The organism is Halobacillus sp. AWH4_228 (assembly GCF_056158365.1).
In genome coordinates this window covers 2,322,093-2,343,013 of record NZ_JBSWTE010000001.1, presented here as the reverse complement: position 1 = coordinate 2,343,013, position 20,921 = coordinate 2,322,093, and the positions used below count along the sequence as shown (strand labels likewise).

Sequence of the window (20,921 nt, the reverse complement as noted above, 5' to 3'; positions counted from 1 at the left end):
ATGGTTCTCAGATTCTTACTTAAAGGAGGTGTACAACATGGCAGTACCTAAGCGCAGAACGTCTAAGAAAGTCAAGAACCAACGCCGTACGCACAAGAAACTTCACGCACCAGGAATGGTGAAATGTGATAACTGCGGCGAGTTCTCAAAACCACACCATGTTTGCAAATCTTGTGGACAATATAATGGAAAACAAGTGGTGAACAACTAATTCACCAGGAAAGCCTGACTTCGGTCAGGCTTTTTTTTATGGCCGTATAGGATTCGGTGTCATGATCTGGTACATTGAAGGAAGAAAGGGAAGGGAGAGGTGTGCATGAGCCACGTTATCGTCAAACGCCGGGAAGGAATGGCTGAAGTGATCCTGAACAGACCGGAAAAACTGAACGCCCTATCTTCAGAAATGGCCTCAGAACTGAAATGGCAGCTGGAAGAACTGAGGGAAAAAGAGGATGTAAGTTTTGTCGTTCTTACAGGAGCTGGAAAAAAAGCGTTCTGTGCTGGTGGGGATTTGACGGAGTTCCACGGTCATTTATCGATGGGGGAGGCATATGAAAAGCTGAATCGGATCAAAGAGGTTGTCTACGATCTCCTGACGTTTCCCACCCCGGTCGCAGCTCTTTTGAACGGACAGGCAAGAGGGGGCGGTTGTGAGCTGGCGACGGCCTGTGATTTTCGTTATGGGTCGGAAACGGCGTCCTTTGGATTCGTCCAGGGCAATCTCGGTCTTGTGCCTGGTTTCGGGGGTGGGGAGCTGCTTTATGAAAGGATCCATCCAACACGGGCCGCCCACTGGTTAATGGACGCAGAGATGTACACAGCAGAAGAGGCCCTCCGGATCGGATGGCTTCATAAAGTGTGGACGGAAAAAGAAGTGGAAGGCCGTATGTTCCAGGGGTTTATGAACAAAACGCCCAGACAGATGAGGATTTTGAAAGGGCAGTATTTAAAGCGCATGGATACAGGGAATCTTCTGGACCGTATGGAGGCTGAAGTGCTGCAGTGTTCCAGACTCTGGGAATCTGCGGAGCATAAAAGAGCCGTAAAAAAATTCTTGCAGACAAGAAAAAGATGAAAGGTTACGATTCTATCAATCATCCCTCCTGCATAACTATAAGCAAACGATAGAGGAGGGATGTTTATGGATGCCCCTAGGCAGGACGCGTGGAAAGATGATGAGGACCTTCTGCTCGCGACAACGGTCTTAAAGTACATCCGGGAAGGGAAAACGCAGCTGGAAGCTTTCCAGGAGGTCGCGGCTCATCTGCACCGTACTCCGGCAGCCTGTGGCTTTCGCTGGAATGCCACAGTGAGAAAGCAGTACCATAAGGAAATTCAAGAGGCGAAAAACAGCCGTAAAGCCACTCGCACTCTCTACACCCCCCCGGCCACTGCGGAAGAAACCCCCATGTCTCTGGATGCGGCGATCTCATTTTTGAAAGAAATGAAATCAAGACAGCATGAGGAAGAAGGAAAGGCGAGTCTCGAAGATCAACTGAAACAGCTGAATGAAGACAATGAAAAGTTAAGGCAGGAGCTTAAACAGTGGGAAGCTGCCTGGAATGAAATGGATAAGCTCGTCCACTGGGTCAAGAAGCAGCGAACAAGTGAAAGTGGTGTGTGATTCATACGGCCTGTGAGATTGGTTTTATTATCTGTTATCCCATCTATCCTCAAAAAAAGGCCCCTACAGCAGAGTGTAGCGGCCTCATTCTCCTTCATCAGTATTCTCTTTCCTCCACGCCGGAAGGCATCCAGATGAGCGGATTTTCTCCTAAATCTCTTTCCATATCATACTGAGCTTTTTGGAAGCCCGTCTTTTCCCAAAATCCGTGGGAATTGATTCTTGGGTTGGTTTTTATTGGGAGCTCAAAACTCTTAGCGAATTCTACCAATGACCGGCCGAAGCCCTGACCCCTGTAATCAGGAAGAACTTCCAGCTTCCACAGTTCAAGGTAATCCTGAGCGGGATCAAAATAGTGATCGTATTTAGCTCTGACTCTGTACAGGCTCATCCGCGCAACTAAAGCGCTTCCATAGTAAATGCCGTAAAAAGGTGATTCGCTGTCGTTTTCCACAATGTTGCTTTCCAGATCTTCGAGCATTGCAAGTTCCTGATTGCCGTATTCTTTAAAGCGCTTGAATTCTTCCAGTGTTTTGTAATTGACTAATAAAGGTTCTACTTTTGTTTTTGTCATCATGAAAGAAACCCCTTTCAATTATCTATATATACACTCATTATAATATAAAAATATTCAGAAAGAAATGAATAATTACCAACGGGACAGGAATCGACTGCAATTGTGAAAAAGTTTCTGCTACAATGAGAACTTAGATAAGGATGAACGGGGGAGAGGGGATGAGAATAGGGGTTATCGGCGGGGGTGCTGTCGGGTTATTAGCCGGAGCTTATCTCGGAAGGACACATGATGTACATATGGTGGTAAGAAACGAGGAACAAAAAGATATCCTCTGCCGCGAAGGTATCTGGTGCGATGCACTGTCTTCAGCTGTTTTTGTAGAAGCTCATGTATATCCGCGGATGCCCCGGGACATGGACGTCTGGCTTGTCAGTGTGAAGCAGTATGATCTTAAAGGGGTTCTATCTCTGCCTCTTCCTGAAAACGGCAAGTATCTTTTTCTCCAGAATGGTATGAGCCACCTGGACCAGCTTCAAAGCCTCAATCTGGATACGTTTGCTGCCGTGGTGGAACATGGAGCGCTCAAAGTTTCCTCCAATGAAGTGGCCCATACAGGGAAAGGGCGCATAAAAGCGGCTCCATTCACAGGTTCGCTTCCTGATATGGAAGAGCTGGCAGACTCTCTCCATCAAGAGGATTTTCCTTTTCTTGTCCATGCTGACGCGGTGGAAATGCTCTCAGAAAAGCTGGTGGTCAACGCAGTAATCAATCCACTGACTGCGTTATTCAAGCAGAAGAACCGTGCGGTCAAAGATAATCCTTATATCCGTTCACTCGGGTACCGGCTTTGTGAGGAAGCCTGCCGTACGCTTGGTCTGGATGTCCAGCACCAGTGGGACCGGGTGCTTTCTATTGCGGAACAGACCGGTGGAAACCAGTCATCAATGTGGAAGGATCTCCAAGAGGGACGTCGAACAGAAATAAAAGCTATTTCCGGATTTATTCTCGACCGTTCCCGTGAAGATCTTCCTGTTCATCAGTTTATCCTGGAAGCTGTGCACGCCATGGAATATGAAAAGGGGGTGATCGTTGATGAGTGACTGGCTTGCCTATAGTATCGGTGCTGTCCTTACCCTTCCTCTTCCATTCCTGGTTGTCTTTTATTTCTTCGCAAGGAAATGGAGTAAGCATAAGTGGAAAGCCATCCACCGGACGGCCGGCTTCACGGCTCCTGTGTTTGTTCTGGCTGTCCATGTTCTGCTGATTGTTCTGTTTGACCGCAGTTTTTTTCCTTTCATTCTAATCTTTCTTCTCCTTCTGCTGGGGCTGTCCATCATTACCCAGTACAAATTAAAGGAAGAGGTCCGGCTGTTCCGGGCTGTCCGTGGTTTTTGGAGAGTGAGTTTCCTTTTGTTCGGCCTGTTTTACATCGGACTGTCGACCTTCGGATTGATCTTCCGGTTGTTTTTCAGCTGAATCCTCCGCACGTGTAGTCCTGCACAGGACCGGGAATACTAAAGCAGCAGACTGCTCTCTATCAGGAGCAGTTTTTTTATGACTCTTTACTTTTCACCTACAGGGAATGAGGACAGGGGAAATAAGAAATGTTCATCTTATAAACAGATAAGGTGAACTCTTGGCTGGTTTTTTGTACAATACAATAGGATACATACTGTAAAGTGTAATTCTGCCTACAAAGGAGCCTTAATATGCGTATTGATTCTATGAACATGGAGCCGAAACAGACGCTGTTTCGTGATTATAAATATAGCTATGAAAAAATTGCCGACCGTTTTTCCTATTCTCCTTACGACGAAAATGTCTGGGCCGACCGCCTGGAGGATTTGAAAACCAAGACGTACCAGAGAGAAGCCCTCTCAGGAGTATTGAAGACAATGAACGAAAAGTGGGAGGTCCCTAGAGAAACGCTGGAAAATATAGAACGGCTGAAAGATGAAGAGAGTGTTGTGGTTATAGCGGGTCAGCAGGCGGGTCTGCTTACAGGCCCCTTATATTCGGTTCATAAAATCATTTCAGTCCTGCAGCTGGCCGGACAGAAAGAAAAGGAACTGGGCCGGCCGGTCATTCCCGTTTTCTGGATTGCCGGGGAGGATCATGACTTTGATGAAATCAATCACATCATGATGAAGCAGGAAGGACGGATGGAGAAGAAAACGATCGGGCATGAACCTGAAGTGAAATCCTCCGTTTCCGAACTGCAGATGGACCAGACAGAAGCGGATGCGTGGCTTGAAGATGTGTTCCGTATGCTGCCGGAAACCGAGAACACGAACCACTTCTACCAGCTGGTACAGGATCATCTGCACCAGTCCGACAGCTATACCGATTTTTTCGCCCGGTTAATCTATCAGTTGTTCCCGCATGAGGGTCTTGTATTGATCGATGCCCATGACCCAGAGGTGAGGAGACTGGAGACTCCCTATTTCACAACCATGATTCATCAAAACAGGGAAATGGCCGGAGGTGTTTTTTCTGTTCTTCAGAAAAACCGTCAGGAAGGCTATGAAACGCTGCTGGACAGTGAAATGCAGGATGCCCACCTCTTTTACCATGATCGCGGCGATCGTATTCTTCTCGTCCGTGACGAGGAGGGAAGATTCAGAGGGAAAAATAACGAAGTGGTTTTGTCTAAAGAAGAACTTCTTCATATTGCTGAGGAATCGCCTGAAAAACTGAGTAACAATGTAGTCACACGACCATTGATGCAGGAATCCTTGTTCCCGGTCCTGGCTTTCATCGGCGGTCCTGGTGAAATCAATTACTGGTCAGCGCTGAAGCCGGCATTCGATGCCGCTGGTCTCTGTATGCCGCCTGTCCTGCCGCGGTTATCCTTTACGCTGGTAGACAGGAAAACGGATCGTAGTCTTCGTCACTTCCAGCTTTCAGTTGAAGATGTGGTGAAGAATGGCGCGGCGGAGAAGAAGATGAACTGGATCAGTGCTGTGAGCACACCGCCGGTGAAGCGGCTGAGTGAGCAGGTGAAGGATGAAATAGCCCGAATCCATGCTCCTCTCCGTGAAAAAGCCGCAGAACTTGGGGGAGACCTCGGCCAGCTTGCCGATAAAAACCTTGCCTATCTACAGGAGACGGTGGCTTTCCTTGAAAAGCGGATGCTCCACTCGCTGGAGGATACGTATCGCAGAGAGCTCGACCAGTTTGATGATATCGATATCACCCTGCATCCGGCTGATGGTCTCCAGGAACGCATGTGGAACATTCTCCCATGGGTGAATGGATACGGCTTGGCTTTGTTCCAGGAGATGAACAGACACCATCTGAGCTTTGAACACGACCATTATGTCGTTTACTTGTAGGACGTGTCCCCACCTTCTCCCACCTTTACAAAAACGTGTGATTCCTTTGAAAATCCTGCCTTTACAGGCAGGATTTTTTTTGTGGGGGGAGAATCATAAAAAAGTAAGTGGAGAAAAGTGGGGCGATGTGGTAAGGTGAAAATAGAAGGTGGGGGACCTCTATGTTCATGGGAGAATTTCAACACAACATTGATACGAAAGGGAGAATCATCATCCCTTCGAAATTCCGTCCCGGCCTGGGCGATTGTTTTGTCCTGACGAGAGGATTAGATCAATGCTTATTTGCCTATCCTATGAACGAGTGGAGACTGCTGGAAGAGAAACTGAAAAAACTTCCCCTTACTAAAAAAGATGCCCGTGCTTTCACCCGTTTTTTCTTTTCGGGAGCTGTAGAGTGCGAAGTGGACAAGCAGGGACGTATCAATATCCCCGCCCCTCTGCGTAAGTACGCTTCCCTGGAAAAAGAATGTGTGGTCATCGGCGTTTCCAACCGTATCGAGTTTTGGAGTCACGATGAGTGGGAAAGTTACTTTGATGCATCAGAAGAATCCTTCTCTGAAATTGCTGAAAACATGCTGGATTTTGATATTTGATATTTGACATTTGACAGATTAGAAACGAGTGAAATTTATGTTTGAACATTACAGTGTACTAAAAAATGAAACCATTGAATCTTTGAATGTGGACCCGGAAGGCATCTATGTCGACTGCACCCTTGGTGGCGGAGGGCATTCGGAAGTCATCGCCTCTGCCTTGACAGGAAAGGGAAGACTCATTTGTTTCGATCAGGATGAAACAGCCCTGCAAGCAGCAGAAGAGCGTCTGAAACCTTATGAGGAGCACATTACGTTTGTCCGTGCCAACTTCCGCCAGTTAAAGGAAGAGCTTCTTGAACTCGGTCTTTCAGAAGTTGACGGAATTATTTACGATCTGGGAGTGAGCAGCCCTCAGCTGGATGTCGAAGAACGCGGCTTCAGCTACCATCAGGATGCTCCACTGGATATGCGCATGAACCAGAATAGTGACTTAAGCGCCTGGCATGTCATCAATGAATGGGCGTATGAAGATCTTGTGCGCATTTTCTTTAAATACGGGGAAGAAAAGTTTTCAAAGCAGATCGCCCGTAAAATTGAAGCTGCGAGGGAAACCGGCCCGATTGAAACGACAGGCCAGCTGGTTGAATTAGTGAAGGAAGGAATACCTGCACCGGCAAGAAGAAAAGGTGGACATCCGGCCAAACGGATATTCCAGGCTGTGCGGATTGCTGTTAATGATGAGCTGGGTGCTTTTCAGGACAGCCTTCAGCAGGCAGCTGAAATGGTCAGCGTCGGCGGCCGGGTAGCCGTCATCACGTTCCATTCCCTTGAGGACCGGTTATGTAAGCAGGCCTTCAAAAAATGGAGCTCGAACCCACCACTTCCAAAAAATATTCCAATGATTCCAGAGGACAAACAGCCACCTTTCCGTTTAGTCAGTCGAAAGCCTATAGTAGCGGAAGAGCGCGAATTGGAGGAAAACCGCCGTTCCCGTTCAGCGAAATTGAGGATTGCCGAGAAAGTCAAACCTTGGAATAAAGAATTCGAATTTAATGAAGGGTGGAAACAAACATGAGTGCTGAAAAGATTAGAAAACAGCAGCCTTTACAGCAGCCTGACAGACAGAAACAGGTCAAGGTAAAGGTACATAAAAAGAAATGGTTAAGTACCGGCGAAAAATTTTTGTATTCCATAACCACCTCTGTAGTACTGGCGGCTTCTGTTTTTTTAATCCATACCTCAGCAGAAACGGATGCCATCAACCGTGATATCCGCAGTTTGGAGCAGGACATATCCAAACAGGAATCCCAGAATGAAAATCTGGCCTACCAGGTGAAGGAATTAAGCAACCCGGACCGAATCCTGACGATAGCCAAGGAGAACGGGTTGAACATTCAGAATGCCCAGGTGAAACAGGCCGGCAAAATCAGTCAAGAATAAACGCTGGTGATCATCTATGATGAACAATAAAAAAAACCTTAGTTCCTTAATATTAATCGCCGTGTTTTCCTTGTTCTTCCTCGTCATCGTGGGGCGCTTCCTCTATATAGAAACCGCCGCCACCATCGAAGGGGTGGATTTGTCCGAGTATGCAGAGGACATCCGTACAAGCTCCTATGAAATCGATGCCGCCCGGGGGAAAATCTACGATAAGAACGGAATGGTCCTTGCTTATGACCGCCCGACCTACAGGCTTTATGCTGTTGTAGATCCCTCCTATTCCAAAAACCTTCCTGAGCCCCAGCATGTCGACGATATCGACGAAACCGCTTCGGGGCTTGCGCCTTTATTAGGGATGGAAGCGAGTGAGATTGCGGACAAGCTGAGATCCGCTCAGGAAGACGGCCGTTTTCAGGTAGAGTTCGGGACGAATTCCAGTTCTCTCACTCAAGAGGAAATGGAAGAGATCAAAGACCTTGAACTGAATGGCATCTCCTTTAAGGAAGAATCCAAACGTTATTACCCGAACGGTGTGTTTGCCTCCCACTTAATCGGTTTTGCCCGCACCCAGGAAGGCAGCATTTCCGGTGTGACCGGCATCGAGAAGCAGATGGAGGATTACCTTCAGGAGGAAAAAGGGAAAATCAGTTATGAACGGGATAAATACGGGACGAAGCTGCTGAATCCGAATGAAATTATGACCGAACCAGAGGATGGCAGCGATGTGTATTTAACGATCGACCAAAAAATCCAGACATTCCTCGAGGACGCGATGTCCCAGGTGGATGAACAGTACAATCCAGAGAAAATCATGGCTGCTGTGATGGACCCTGAAACAGGAGAGGTTCTTGCCATGAGTAACCGCCCAAGCTACAATCCGAATGATATCGGTGACGTGGATAACTGGTACAACGACTTGATTTCCTATCCGTTTGAACCCGGTTCCACGATGAAGATCTTTACATGGGCAAGTGCCATGGAAGAGGGCGTCTATAACGGGAATGAACTCTTTGAATCCGGAACCTATAAAGTGACGGAAAGCTCCCCATCCATTGGCGATCATAACAATGGACAGGGGTGGGATGATATTTCATATGACGAAGGTTTCCGCAGATCTTCCAACGTGGCTTCCTCGAAGCTTGCCTATGAGGTGCTGGGACCGACGAAGCTGAGGGAATATCTATCCGATTTCAACCTCGATCAGAAGACGGGGATTGATCTGCCGAATGAAACGACTGGGAAATTTGTGTATGAGCGTCCCATTGAGCAGATTACGACCTCCTTCGGCCAAGGCTCTACATTTACGCCGATCCAGCTCATGACGGGGGCTACAGCCATTGCCAACGATGGGGAAATGATGCGTCCATACATGCTTTCCAAAATTACTTCCAGTGACACAGGAGAGGTGATCGAGGAAGGGAAGCCGGAGAAGATTGGTGAGCCGGTTTCTGCTTCGACAGCCGAGCAGATGCGTGAATTGATGGGCACGGTGATTACCTCAGAAGATGGAACGGGCCAATCCTTTAAGCTGGACGATTATTCCCTTGCAGGCAAGACAGGAACCGCCCAGATCAGTAAGCCCGGGGAAGGGTATCTGACCGGCCGGAACAATTATGTCTTTTCCTTCCTGGGAATGGCTCCTGCAGAAGATCCCGAGCTGTTGATGTATGTAGCTGTCCAGCAGCCGGAACTTGAGGTGACAGAGCTCGGATCTGAGCCTGTTTCCTATATCGTTCGGACCGTGATGGAAAACAGCCTGCATTATTTGAACATTCAGCCTGATAAAGATGCAGAAGAGTCTTTGGAACCTGTCACGATTCCAGACGTATCTGGAAAGTCCGTTCAGGAAGCTGAGGACACGCTTCAAGCTTCTTTCCCTCATGTGGAAGTGATTGGTGACGGAAACACCGTTGAAGCTGTTCTCCCCTCATCAGGAGAGCAGGTCGTGGAAAACCAGCGGGTGTTTATTGTAACCGATGAGCCGAAGATGCCGGATTTGACAGGATATTCGCTCCGCGATGTCCAGCGTCTGGCAAAGCATTTCAACTTGAAAATGGAAATTATGGGCAGTGGTTATGTAGAAACACAAAGCATTGCTGCTGGTTCTGAAATCAAAGATGATGGTTATTTAGTCGTTGAACTGGCTGTGCCGGAACAGCCGTAACCCCTTGTCCAGGCAGTGTTCTAATCGTTTTTCGATTGCATATAGTGATACAAGCTGACTCTACGACTTGTTAAAGGAGTTATGGAGATGAGACGAGTATCACAGGTAATCGTAAAGAAACGATTAGTCACTGTCTTTTTTGTGGGCATGTTTATTTTCATGGTCATTGCCGGAAGGCTCGGGTATGTGCAGTTCTTCTTGAGCGACTTTCTCATTGCGAAGGCTGAAGAGTCCTGGAGCAGGGATATTACCTTCGAGCCCGAGCGGGGGAAGATTCTTGATACGAATGGAGAGGTGCTGGTAGGAAATCAGTCAGCGCCGACAGTCATGGTTGTACCGAGGCAGATTAAAGAACCCGAACAGACAGCGAAGAACCTTTCGAAGATTTTGGATATGAGTGTGGAGAAAGCCTACACACACGTAACGAAGCTGATCTCCATCGAAAAAATTCACCCGGAGGGACGGAAGATTTCAGAGGAGCAGGCGGCGGCGATTCAATCGTTGAATATGCCGGGTGTCTATATTGCTGAGGATTCAGAGCGGTACTACCCGCACGGCTCTTTTTTATCCCATGTGCTGGGTTTCAGTGGCATCGATAACCAGGGTCTTCTGGGACTTGAAGCGTATTATGATGACGAGTTGAAAGGCGAAAAAGGAGCCTTATCCTTTTTCTCTGATGCCAAGGGAAAACGGATGCCGGATATGGCGGATGTGTATGAGCCTCCTATTGACGGGAAAGACCTCAAGCTTACAGTGGACTATCAAGTGCAGTCCATTATCGAACGGGAACTGGATATCGCCCAGGCCAAATATAACCCTGACGGAGCGGTAGCGCTTGCTGTCGATCCGGATACGGGCAAAGTGGTAGGGATGGCGTCCAGGCCGAACTTTGATCCGGCGGATTATCAAAAAGTGGAACCCGAGGTGTACAACCGCAACCTTCCTGTGTGGAGTACATATGAGCCGGGATCGACCTTTAAGATTATAACCCTGGCTGCAGCACTTGAAGAGGGACTTGTGGATCTTGAAGAGGAACACTTCCATGATTCCGGTGCTGTAAAAGTGGACGGGGCGACCCTGCACTGCTGGAAAAGCGGGGGGCATGGAGATCAGACGTTTTTAGAAGTGGTCCAGAACTCCTGTAACCCTGGTTTTGTGGAACTTGGAGAACGCCTTGGCAAAGAAAAGCTGTTCGACTATATCGACTTATTCGGCTTCGGCTCGAAGACAGGGATTGACCTGGAAGGAGAAGGCAGTGGTATTTTATTCAAACGGGAGAATGTGGGCCCTGTCGAACAGGCGACCACTGCTTTTGGACAGGGAGTATCTGTCACACCGATCCAGCAGGTCATGGCTGTAGCCGCCGCTGTGAATGGAGGCTATTATTATGAGCCATACATCCAGGAGGCCTGGCTTGATCCAATATCAGGAGAAGTGCTGGAAGAAAATGAGCCGGTGATGAAAGAACAAGTCATATCAGAAGAAACCTCTGCCCAGATCCGTCATGCGCTGGAAAGTGTTGTCGCACAGGGGACCGGCCGGGGCGCCTATGTAGAAGGGTACCGTGTCGGTGGGAAAACAGGTACAGCGCAGAAAGTCGGACCGGACGGGAAGTATATGGAGAATAACCACATCGTTTCCTTTATCGGTTTTGCCCCTGCGGATGATCCGGAGCTCGTTGTTTATCTTGCCATTGACAACCCAAAAAACACCGTTCAGTTCGGCGGCGTCGTAGCAGCACCGATTGTTGGAAACATCATGGGGGATAGTCTGCGGGCCATGGGGGTGGAACCACGCAAGGATGGTTTGGAAAAAGAATACGCCTGGCCGGAAGAGCCGCTCGTGGAAGTGCCGGAAATTACAGGGATGGACAAGGAAGATTTGAGCCGGATGCTGATGAATTTAGAGGTAGAGGTCAGCGGTGAGGGGACGAAGGTCGTTACTCAGGCACCAGAAGCAGGAGTAAAGGTTCCTACAGGGTCTACCGTCCGTGTTTTTCTTGGGGATTGATGTTTTTTCGTCATTCATTAAATCTGTAAACGGGGGAGGGTGACAGTGTTGAAATTAGAAAAGGTACTCCGCTTTGTCCCTTTTTACCAAAGTTCACGGTCGTTGAAGCACGTCAGTATTACCGGTCTCAGTATGGATTCACGCGCAACCTCACCTGGAGACATGTTTATCTGCATGCGTGGGGTGAACATGGATGGTCACCGCTTTGCGGCTGACGCCGTCAAGCGGGGGGCGGCAGCTGTGGTAGCTGAAGAGCCGCTGCCTTTGAATGTTCCAGTTATTCTTGTTAATGATACAACCAGGGCGGCTGCTATGACAGCCGCCGCTTTTTATCGCAACCCTTCAGAAGGTCTCCATGTGACAGGAATTACAGGAACCAATGGCAAGACGAGCATCAGTTATCTGCTTTATGATATATTCCAGAGGATGGAGAAGAAGACAGGGTTAATTGGAACGATTGAAGTGGATATTGCCGGAAAGCGGCGGCCTGTGAAAAATACGACGCCTGATACCTTAACCCTCCATCAATATTTCAGCGATATGAAAACAGCCGGTGTGGAGCATGCGGTGATGGAAGTGTCATCTCATGCGCTCGATCAGGGGCGGGTGTACGGATGTGATTTCGATGTGGCGGTATTTACAAACCTGACGAGGGACCATCTGGATTATCATGACCATTTTGATGATTATCTTCGTGCGAAGTCCCTATTGTTCGCACAATTAGGGAATGGGTATAATAAACAACGGGAGCGTTTTGCCGTTATAAATATTGACTCCCCTGCAGCTCCGAAGTTTATCCGTTCTACTTCGCAGGGACTGCTGACCTATGGCGTAAAGGGCAGGGCTGATGTTCAAGCCCGGGACTGCCGCCTGACGGAAAAAGGGACTTTTTTTCAAATGGAGACCCCGATTGGAACGATTAAGATTGAAAGCCCTTTGATGGGGGAATTCAGCATTTATAATATGCTGGCTGCAGCTGCTGCTGCCATCCTGTCCGGCGCGCCACTTGAGACGATTCAGCAGTCTTTTCTTCATACCAAAGGGGTGAAGGGGCGTTTTGAATCGATTCGGGAAGGGCAGCCTTTTGGAGTGGTCGTCGATTATGCCCATACCCCTGATTCTCTTGAGAATGTGCTGAAAACGGCAGCAGCTGTCACTACAGGGAAGATCATCCTCGTAGTCGGATGCGGCGGGGACAGGGACAGAAGCAAGCGGTCCGTGATGGGGGAAATCAGTGTCCAGCATGCAGATCACGTAATTTTCACAACAGATAACCCCCGCTCGGAAGACCCCGGTCAGATTTTTGCGGATATCACCGCAGATCTGCATGGGAATTACCAAATTGTCGAAGACCGCAGGGAGGCGCTCGAAAAGGCCGTTCGTTCTGCTTGTGACGGGGATATGATCCTCATAGCAGGAAAAGGCCATGAGACGTATCAGGAGATTAAAGGGGTCCGTCATCCCTTTGATGATAGTGAAACGGTAAGAGAGATAATAAGAGAAATGAAGGAGCATTCATAATGATTTTTGACGTTCAGGAGCTTACACATCTATTTCCAACCTTTAAAGGAGCCGGCAAAGATAAAATCGCTGTCTCCTCCATCATGACCGATACAAGAAAGGCGGCTCCGCAGAGTTTGTTCGTCCCCATCGTAGGGGAGAGCTTTGATGCCCATGCCTTTGCCGGTGAAGCCATTAAACAAGGAGCGGTGGCTGCCTTGTGGCAGGAAGACCAGCCGCTTCCCGCTTTGATCCCTACCGATTTTCCGATCTTTTATGTAACGGATACGACCAAGGCGCTCCAGGATCTCGCCTCCTGGTACTTAGAAAAAGTTGATCCGATTGTCATAGGCGTCACAGGCTCCAATGGAAAGACGACAACAAAGGATATGACTGCCGCTGTGCTCGGAGCGAAATTCAACACCCATAAAACAGCGGGAAACTTTAACAATCATATCGGTCTTCCTTTGACGGTCCTGGCTATGCAGCCGGACACTGAAGCCGTCGTATTGGAGATGGGCATGGACAGAGCGGGTGAGATTTCCGTATTGTCCCACATCGCACGGCCGGACCACGCGATCATTACAAACATCGGCGAATCCCATATCGAAAATTTAGGTACCAGAGAAGCGATTGCCGCCGCCAAGCTGGAAATTACAGATGGACTGGCGGAGGGTGGCTGCCTGATTATCGACGCCGATGAGCCGCTGCTTGATCATGTGAAAACAAGAGCAGGTACAATCGGCTGCGGTTTCGGGCCGTCGTCTGACTATAAAGCTGAAATTACAGCTATGACGGACGATGCTTCTTCGTTCCAGCTGATGGAAGAAGCGTATGAACTGCCAATGACAGGCCGCCACAATGTGAAAAATGCTTCGTTTGTCATCGCCCTTGCCAAACGCCTTGGATTGACAAAAGAGGAGATCCAGCAAGGGTTTCAGCAGATGCAGATGTCTGCCATGCGTTTTGAAAAGCATCAGGGCCATAAAGGATCCCTCATTATAAATGATGCCTATAACGCCTCCCCGACATCAATGAAGGCAATGATTGAAGTCGTCCGACAGTTGACATCCAAAAGAAAAAAGGTGTTAATATTAGGGGATATGTATGAGCTCGGAGAGAAATCAGAGGAGCTGCACGCCGGTGTAGCCGAAGCGGTAGATGAAAAGATTGACGCTGTCTTTACAATCGGCGTCCATTCTGAGAAAATTTCAGAGGCTGCTTCCTCCCGTTATCCGGACATGGAAGTCAAACATTTCAAAGAAAAGCAACAAGCAGGTCATCATATCCGCCCGTTATTAACAGCGGATACCGTCGTACTCATGAAAGCATCACGTGGAATGAAATTGGAAGACATGCTGCCAGACCTTGTGGAGTGATCGACAGGCGATGATGTTGCAAAAGGAGGAAAACAAACGATGAATGAATACATACTACTGTTAACAATGGTCCTTTCATTCGCCATCACTGTAGTCATTTCGCCGATGATCATTCCATTTTTAAGACGTTTGAAATTCGGTCAAAGTATTCGAGACGAGGGACCCCAGTCCCACCAGAAAAAATCCGGCACCCCGACGATGGGTGGTGTCATGATCATTGTATCTGTCGTGATCACAACATTGATCTCATCCTATTGGTTTAACCCGGACACGGGGAACATCCAGTTGTTCCTTGTGTTATTTGTTTTAGTCGGCTACGGCCTTCTGGGCTTTTTAGATGATTATATTAAAGTAGCCCTGAAAAGGAACCTTGGATTAACATCCAAACAAAAGATGCTCGGGCAGATTGTCATTGCTCTTGTCGTTTACATGATTCTGCGGCAGTCCGATTTCCCGACGTATATCAGTATTCCCGGTACATCCATTGATTTTGACTTGGGCTGGGGGTACGCCCTGCTGATTTTATTTATGCTCGTAGGAGCATCCAATGCGGTCAACTTAACCGATGGCCTGGACGGTCTTCTGGCCGGAACTGCGGCGATTGCCTTCGGTGCATTCGGAATACTTGCATGGACAGGCCAGCTGAATGTAGAAGTCACCATTTTTTCCCTGGCTATTGTCGGTGCCCTTCTCGGGTTCCTTGTATTTAATGCCCACCCTGCCAAAGTATTTATGGGGGATACCGGTTCCCTTGCTCTCGGCGGGGCGATCGCAATCATAGCTATCCTGACAAAAATGGAATTGATCTTAGTCGTGATCGGCGGAGTTTTCGTCCTGGAAACCCTCTCGGTCATCATCCAGGTCATATCCTTTAAAACAACTGGGAAACGCGTGTTTAAAATGAGTCCCCTTCACCACCATTATGAACTGAAAGGCTGGTCGGAGTGGCGTGTCGTAACGACGTTCTGGGCGGTCGGACTGATTTTTGCCGTGCTTGGTATTTATATTGAGGTGATGTTTGGATGAAGAAGCTAAGCGGATTTCCTTATACCCATGTTCTTGTTCTCGGTCTTGCTAAGAGCGGGACCGCAGCGGCACAGCTGCTGCTTGACAGTGGAGTAAGGGTGAGAATCAACGACTTCAAAGCAGATCCGGACAGTCCGGAAGTGCACTATTTAAAAGAGAGCGGTGCGGAAGTCATTACAGGCGGGCATCCATTATCTGTACTGGATGACATCGATTATGTTATTAAAAACCCGGGGATTCCTTATGAAAATCCGGTTGTGGCAGAAGCGGTCAACCGCCATCTTCCTGTCGTCACGGAAGTGGAATTGACAGGCTGGCTGCATGAAGGACCGATGATTGCTGTTACAGGTTCCAATGGAAAAACGACGACGACAACGCTGATCCACGAAATGATTCAAGCGGATCGGGAACCTGTTTCCCTTGCCGGAAACATCGGTCACGTCTCCTGTGAGGTAGCCAGAAACACGTCTGAAGCTGAAACGATGGTCACGGAACTGTCTTCCTTTCAGCTACTTGGCACCCAGACCTTCCGTCCGGATATTGCTGTCTGGCTGAATCTCTACGAAGCCCATCTGGATTACCATCATACGCTGGCCAATTATCATAGAGCTAAAGCGCGGATTACTAAAAATCAGACAGAGGAGGACGTACTGGTCTACAATGCGGATGACGCAGCCATTGCATCCTTTCTGCCTGAAGTGACCGCAGAGCTTGTTCCTTTTTCTTTGAAAGAGCAGGGGAAAGGGGCCTGGGCGGACGAGACTTCCATCTACTTTGAAAATGAAGCCATTATGAAGAAGGCGGATATCGTTCTCGTAGGGGAGCAGAACCTGCAGAACATTCTCGCGGCTGTGGCAGCCGTGAAAGCCAACGGAATAAGCAGTGAAGCGATTGTAGAGGTACTCTCGACCTTTGCTGGAGTTCCCCACCGGCTGCAGTATGTGACGAAAAAGAACGGCCGTTTATTCTACAATGATTCAAAAGCTACGAATCTTCTGGCCACCTCATACGCTCTACGGTCCTTCGAAAAGCCTGTCATCCTTTTGGCCGGCGGTCTGGACAGGGGAACGAGCTTTGACGGCCTGATTCCTTACTTAGCTGGAGTGAAATCCATGGTTGTCTTTGGTGAAACCGCAGACCTTCTTGCCGGAACCGCGGAGAAGGCTGGCATTTCTGATGTCGTGAAGGTCGATACGATGCAGGAGGCCGTCAAGGAAGCGTATCAGCGTTCTGCTGAGGAAGATGTTATTCTTTTAAGCCCTGCATGTGCCAGCTGGGATCAATATAAAACGTTTGAAGAAAGAGGCCACATGTTTATCGAAGCTGTGCATACCCTTTAATAAGGGCTTATGTGACAAGCTTAAGCCCTGTTTTCCATTTCAGATGGGAGGTAGGGCTTTTTTTATGGAAACGACAAAAAAGCCGGATATATGGTTGATCACCGCTATTCTCGGCATTTTAATCATGGGAATTGTAATGGTATACAGTTCCTCCAGCATCTGGTCGGAGTACAAGTTTGATGACCCGTGGTTCTTCGCTAAGCGTCAGATTCTCTTTGCAGCAGCAGGTCTGATTGCCATGGTCGTTCTCTCCAGAATTCCTTACTATGTCTGGCACGCGCATTCGAAAAAGATTATGATCATCTGCCTGCTTTTTCTTGCCGCTGTTCTGATTCCCGGTGTTGGAATGGTGAGAGGTGGGGCAAGGAGCTGGATTGGTGTGGGGATGTTCAGTATCCAGCCGTCAGAGTTTATGAAGCTGGGGTTGATTCTTTATCTTTCCCGCTTTCTTTCTGAGCGGCAGAAGAAGATGAATTCGTTCCAGGAGGGATTCCTCCCTGCCCTGGCTCTGATCCTTTTTCCTTTTGCCCTGATTATGCTGCAGCCCGATTTAGGGACAGGCGTCGTCATGGTGGGGACATGTCTCGTGATGCTGTTTACTTCCGGCGCGCGGATCAGCCATTTTATGTGGATTGCAGCTGCTGGAATGGCAGGCATGATCGGTTTAATTGCTTCAGCTCCCTACAGGATCAAAAGAATTACAGCTTTCCTCCATCCATGGGAGGACCCGCTTGGGGCAGGTTTTCAAATCATCCAGTCGCTGTATGCGATCGGTCCCGGCGGACTGCTCGGTCTTGGTCTAGGAAACAGCATGCAGAAATTCTTTTATCTGCCTGAGCCGCAGACTGATTTCATTTTTGCCGTGCTTGCTGAAGAACTGGGATTCCTGGGTGGTTTTTTTATTCTTTCGCTCTTTTTTATTGTGCTTTGGAGAGGCATACGGACAAGCCTGCTCGCTCCTGATTTGTTCGGGTCGCTTCTTGCTCTTGGAATCGTCGGTATGGTCAGTATTCAGGTGATGATTAACGTGAGTGTTGTCACAGGTTTGATTCCTGTGACGGGGATCACTTTACCGCTTGTCAGCTACGGGGGATCTTCCCTCACTTTGACACTGGCTTCTCTTGGACTCCTGCTCAGTGTGAGCCGCTATTCCACCCGGTAAAACCGCTGCCCTTTACGGCAGTGGTTTTTCCATTTTTACGGGGAGGCAAAGTCCAGAAAAAATTGGCAGGAGGAATAAGGTTTGTCCGGGGAAATACCGGGGTAATTATGTGGGCGGTGCGTTTCTTTGCGGGAAGGAAAGAAGACCCTTTCGACATAACAATCAAGAAAGGTACGGCTTCTGCACAAAAATGTTAGGAATCTAGTAAAACTCACTCAATCTCCCCCCCTCATTTTGTGATATAATGGGAACCAATTAGGTGTATTTGGAAATCCGAGACACCTTTGCGAGGACTATCATTCTTTCAAACAGCTAGATGGACAGCAGAAGGGTGTCTAGCCAGAAGGAGAAATGCCCGTTATGGAAGAAAGAAAAGTAGTTTCCATAGAAGACCGTATACCAAAACTGAAACAGACGAGGCGTAAAAAAGCCAACCGCCGATTAATCTTATACTTAACGATTTTATTTTTTCTGATTGCTGCCGTTGTTTACCTGCAGTCTCCACTCAGTAATGTACGGAATATCACCGTAGAAGGCGAATACCATGTGTCTGCAGAGGAAATACAGACCCTTTCAGGAATCACGACCGAAACGAATTACTGGAGAATGGATCCGGAAGAACTAAAGGCAAAGGTTGAATCTCACGAAGAGATTACCTTTGCATCGATCGACCGTTCTTTTCCAAACGATGTAACAATTGAAGTGGAAGAAGCGGAACGGATCGGATACGTGCAGAGCAATGGTCAGTATTATGTCATCATGGAAGACGGTTCGAGGCTCGATGAGGAAACAGCTCTTCCTGGTGGAGACGCTCCGGTTTTAGCAGGATTTGATAAAGAGATGTACTTGAAGGAAATGTCCGGGGAATTAAAAGAACTGCCTTCGAGTGTAGCGGACTTGATTTCAGAAGTTCACTGGGAACCGGAGGACGGAAACCCTTATAAAATCCGCCTGTATATGAATGATGGATACCAGGTGGAAGCTTCCATACGGACATTTTCGGAAAAAATGCCGGCTTATCCTTCCATTGCCGCCCAGCTGGAAGAAGGGGCGGAGGGTATCATCCATATCGATGTAGGGGCTTATTTCGAAGAATTCAGCACAGCTGAAGATAATGAAGAGAACCCCGGAGTGGAAGAAGATGCTGGTTCAGAGACAGAAAGTGAAGCGCCGTCTGAAGAAGGTGGAGAGCAGCCCGCAGAGCCGGAGCAGGAAAACACAGCCGCTGATACAGAAGGGGCACAGGATCCGGTCGTAGACGAACCGTTGAGGCGGGAATAAGGTGCTGCCGGGCTGGATGGTGTGTTTTTTCCAGCCCTTCCCAAAACCTTTTCCCCCGTCCGGAAATTACTAGTGGAAAACATAAAAAAAAAGCGTATGTAAGAGGAAATTAACGAAAGTCTGTGGAAAACAACTAATGTACTGGTTTTTTATACGATATCAAGGGATATGACCCATGCAATATATCATTTCATTTACGTTTATATTGCAATGATTGTATTTTTTACATGAATTCGATATGCTTTGAACTACTCATATGGCTTGTAACAGGAGGTGCGTCACTGGTGAATCAAAATGAAATACTAGTAAGTTTAGATATAGGCACAAGTCGAATTAAAGTTATTATTGGTGAAATTATGAATGACAGCCTCAACATCATCGGGGTTGGTACAGCAAAATCAAATGGAATGAAAAAAGGGGCGATCGTGGATATCGATCAAACCGTTCATTCGATTCGATCAGCCGTCGAACAGGCGGAGCGGATGGTGGACATGAAAATCGACCGTGTCGTCGTAGGCGTCAACGGCAATCATATACAGCTGCAGCCATGTCACGGAGTCGTGGCGGTTTCCAGTGAAACGAGGGAAATCGGAAATGAGGATATTACACGGGTCATTGATGCGGCTCAGGTTCTGTCTATTCCGCCGGAACGGGAAATTATCGATGTGATTCCGCGCCAGTTCATTGTGGATGGTCAGGATGAAATTACCGACCCGCGCGGTATGATTGGTGTCCGTCTTGAAATGGAAGGTATGATTATCACCTGCGCTAAAACCGTTTTACATAATACACTCAAATGTGTGGAACGAGCAGGGCTGGAAGTACTCGATGTATGTCTGCAGCCACTTGCCTCCGGGACCGTTTCCCTCTCCAGCGACGAGACGAATCTCGGCGTAGCTCTAATTGATGTAGGAGGCGGCTCGACAACCATCTCCGTTTTTGAAGAGGGGCACTTGAAAGGAACGAGCATGATTCCTTTCGGCGGGGATAACCTTACCAAGGATTTATCCATCGGTCTGCGTACATCAACAGAAGAAGCGGAACAGGTGAAAGTGGAACATGGACACGCTTTTTTTGACGATGCGAACGAAGATGAGAATTTTTCCGTCACAATTATTGGCAGTAATCGTCAACAGGCATTCAATCAATTGCAAATCTCTGATATGATTGAAGCTAGACTAGAAGAAATTTTCGTCTTTGCAGCACAGGAACTTCAGAAAATGGGTGTTCGTGAATTACCAGGAGGTTTTGTTCTCACCGGTGGTACGATGAATATGCCGGGAGTGCTTGAGCTTGCCCAGGATGTATTCCACGCTAACGTCAGACTGGCTATTCCTGATTATATCGGCGTTCGTGAACCGCAGTTTACCAGCGGCGTAGGCATCTTGCAATTCGCCTATCGTAATGCGAAAATACAAGGAAAAGAGATATTTCCTTCTGTCTCAGATGAATTTCAGGAAAGACCACAGCCGAAAAAGCAGAAGCGTTCGGCAAAACCACAGCCTAAAGAAGAAAAAGAAAAAACAGAAAAGAAAAAAGAGTCAGGCTTCAGCAATCTCTTAAAGTATTTCTTTGATTAAATCACAAGTTTGAGTCGGTCGATCGAC

19 protein-coding genes are annotated in these 20,921 nt (G+C 48.0%); 18 read left to right on the top strand and 1 reads right to left on the bottom strand.

The genetic code is table 11. The annotated features are described in order from the left end of the window. Positions 1-37 precede the first annotated feature (37 nt). From rpmF to ACXADP_RS11850, 3 genes are all read left to right on the top strand, one after another. Positions 38-211, top strand: a complete 174-nt coding sequence (gene rpmF / locus ACXADP_RS11860) for a 50S ribosomal protein L32 (protein ID WP_027954099.1) — start codon at positions 38-40, stop codon at positions 209-211. A gap of 105 nt (positions 212-316) precedes the next feature. Continuing rightward, positions 317-1,075: an enoyl-CoA hydratase/isomerase family protein gene (locus ACXADP_RS11855; RefSeq protein WP_474971514.1), complete on the top strand. Its 759-nt coding sequence runs from the start codon at positions 317-319 to the stop codon at positions 1,073-1,075. Positions 1,076-1,141: 66 nt separating this feature from the next. Continuing rightward, the gene (locus tag ACXADP_RS11850; protein WP_027954101.1) at positions 1,142-1,624 is read left to right on the top strand and encodes an RsfA family transcriptional regulator; all 483 of its coding nucleotides are present in this window, start codon (positions 1,142-1,144) and stop codon (positions 1,622-1,624) included. Positions 1,625-1,721: 97 nt separating this feature from the next. Here the strand turns inward: ACXADP_RS11850 and ACXADP_RS11845 are convergent, their stop codons facing one another. Further along, entirely contained in the window at positions 1,722-2,198 is a 477-nt protein-coding gene (locus ACXADP_RS11845) for an N-acetyltransferase (RefSeq protein ID WP_474970383.1), read from the bottom strand. A 161-nt stretch (positions 2,199-2,359) separates the two neighbouring features. Between ACXADP_RS11845 and ACXADP_RS11840 the strand changes: the two genes are divergently transcribed. From ACXADP_RS11840 to ftsA, 15 genes are all read left to right on the top strand, one after another. Further along, positions 2,360-3,241, top strand: coding sequence for a 2-dehydropantoate 2-reductase (locus tag ACXADP_RS11840; RefSeq protein WP_474968416.1), 882 nt, complete (start codon positions 2,360-2,362; stop codon positions 3,239-3,241). Next, the gene (locus ACXADP_RS11835; protein ID WP_474968417.1) at positions 3,234-3,617 is read left to right on the top strand and encodes a DUF3397 domain-containing protein; all 384 of its coding nucleotides are present in this window, start codon (positions 3,234-3,236) and stop codon (positions 3,615-3,617) included. The genes ACXADP_RS11840 and ACXADP_RS11835 overlap by 8 nt, the downstream gene beginning before the upstream one ends. Positions 3,618-3,850: 233 nt before the next feature. Beyond that, complete coding sequence (gene bshC / locus ACXADP_RS11830) at positions 3,851-5,476, top strand: bacillithiol biosynthesis cysteine-adding enzyme BshC (RefSeq protein WP_474971513.1); 1,626 nt, start codon at positions 3,851-3,853, stop codon at positions 5,474-5,476. A 161-nt stretch (positions 5,477-5,637) separates the two neighbouring features. After that, positions 5,638-6,069, top strand: a complete 432-nt coding sequence (gene mraZ, locus ACXADP_RS11825) for a division/cell wall cluster transcriptional repressor MraZ (RefSeq protein ID WP_027954105.1) — start codon at positions 5,638-5,640, stop codon at positions 6,067-6,069. Positions 6,070-6,106: 37 nt separating this feature from the next. After that, the gene (gene rsmH / locus ACXADP_RS11820) at positions 6,107-7,087 is read left to right on the top strand and encodes a 16S rRNA (cytosine(1402)-N(4))-methyltransferase RsmH (RefSeq protein ID WP_474970384.1); all 981 of its coding nucleotides are present in this window, start codon (positions 6,107-6,109) and stop codon (positions 7,085-7,087) included. After that, positions 7,084-7,452, top strand: coding sequence for a cell division protein FtsL (ftsL, locus tag ACXADP_RS11815; protein WP_027954107.1), 369 nt, complete (start codon positions 7,084-7,086; stop codon positions 7,450-7,452). Before rsmH ends, ftsL begins: the two co-directional genes overlap by 4 nt. Before the next feature lie 16 nt (positions 7,453-7,468). Continuing rightward, entirely contained in the window at positions 7,469-9,616 is a 2,148-nt protein-coding gene (locus ACXADP_RS11810) for a penicillin-binding protein (protein WP_474971512.1), read from the top strand. An 87-nt stretch (positions 9,617-9,703) separates the two neighbouring features. Beyond that, positions 9,704-11,626, top strand: coding sequence for a stage V sporulation protein D (locus tag ACXADP_RS11805; RefSeq protein WP_474971511.1), 1,923 nt, complete (start codon positions 9,704-9,706; stop codon positions 11,624-11,626). A gap of 45 nt (positions 11,627-11,671) precedes the next feature. After that, positions 11,672-13,147 carry a UDP-N-acetylmuramoyl-L-alanyl-D-glutamate--2,6-diaminopimelate ligase gene (locus ACXADP_RS11800; protein WP_474971510.1) on the top strand — a complete coding sequence of 492 codons (1,476 nt, stop codon included), beginning with the start codon at positions 11,672-11,674 and terminating at the stop codon, positions 13,145-13,147. Further along, entirely contained in the window at positions 13,147-14,505 is a 1,359-nt protein-coding gene (locus ACXADP_RS11795) for a UDP-N-acetylmuramoyl-tripeptide--D-alanyl-D-alanine ligase (protein ID WP_474971509.1), read from the top strand. The genes ACXADP_RS11800 and ACXADP_RS11795 overlap by 1 nt, the downstream gene beginning before the upstream one ends. Positions 14,506-14,544: 39 nt before the next feature. Then, entirely contained in the window at positions 14,545-15,531 is a 987-nt protein-coding gene (gene mraY, locus ACXADP_RS11790) for a phospho-N-acetylmuramoyl-pentapeptide-transferase (protein ID WP_474968422.1), read from the top strand. Next, positions 15,528-16,871 (top strand): UDP-N-acetylmuramoyl-L-alanine--D-glutamate ligase, encoded by a 1,344-nt coding sequence (gene murD, locus ACXADP_RS11785; RefSeq protein ID WP_474971508.1) that lies wholly within the window; start codon positions 15,528-15,530, stop codon positions 16,869-16,871. Before mraY ends, murD begins: the two co-directional genes overlap by 4 nt. A gap of 64 nt (positions 16,872-16,935) precedes the next feature. Then, positions 16,936-18,033 carry a stage V sporulation protein E gene (gene spoVE, locus ACXADP_RS11780; RefSeq protein WP_474968424.1) on the top strand — a complete coding sequence of 366 codons (1,098 nt, stop codon included), beginning with the start codon at positions 16,936-16,938 and terminating at the stop codon, positions 18,031-18,033. A 360-nt stretch (positions 18,034-18,393) separates the two neighbouring features. Beyond that, the gene (locus tag ACXADP_RS11775) at positions 18,394-19,314 is read left to right on the top strand and encodes a cell division protein FtsQ/DivIB (protein WP_474971507.1); all 921 of its coding nucleotides are present in this window, start codon (positions 18,394-18,396) and stop codon (positions 19,312-19,314) included. A 284-nt stretch (positions 19,315-19,598) separates the two neighbouring features. Beyond that, positions 19,599-20,894 carry a cell division protein FtsA gene (ftsA, locus tag ACXADP_RS11770; RefSeq protein WP_027954115.1) on the top strand — a complete coding sequence of 432 codons (1,296 nt, stop codon included), beginning with the start codon at positions 19,599-19,601 and terminating at the stop codon, positions 20,892-20,894. Positions 20,895-20,921: the final 27 nt, after the last annotated feature.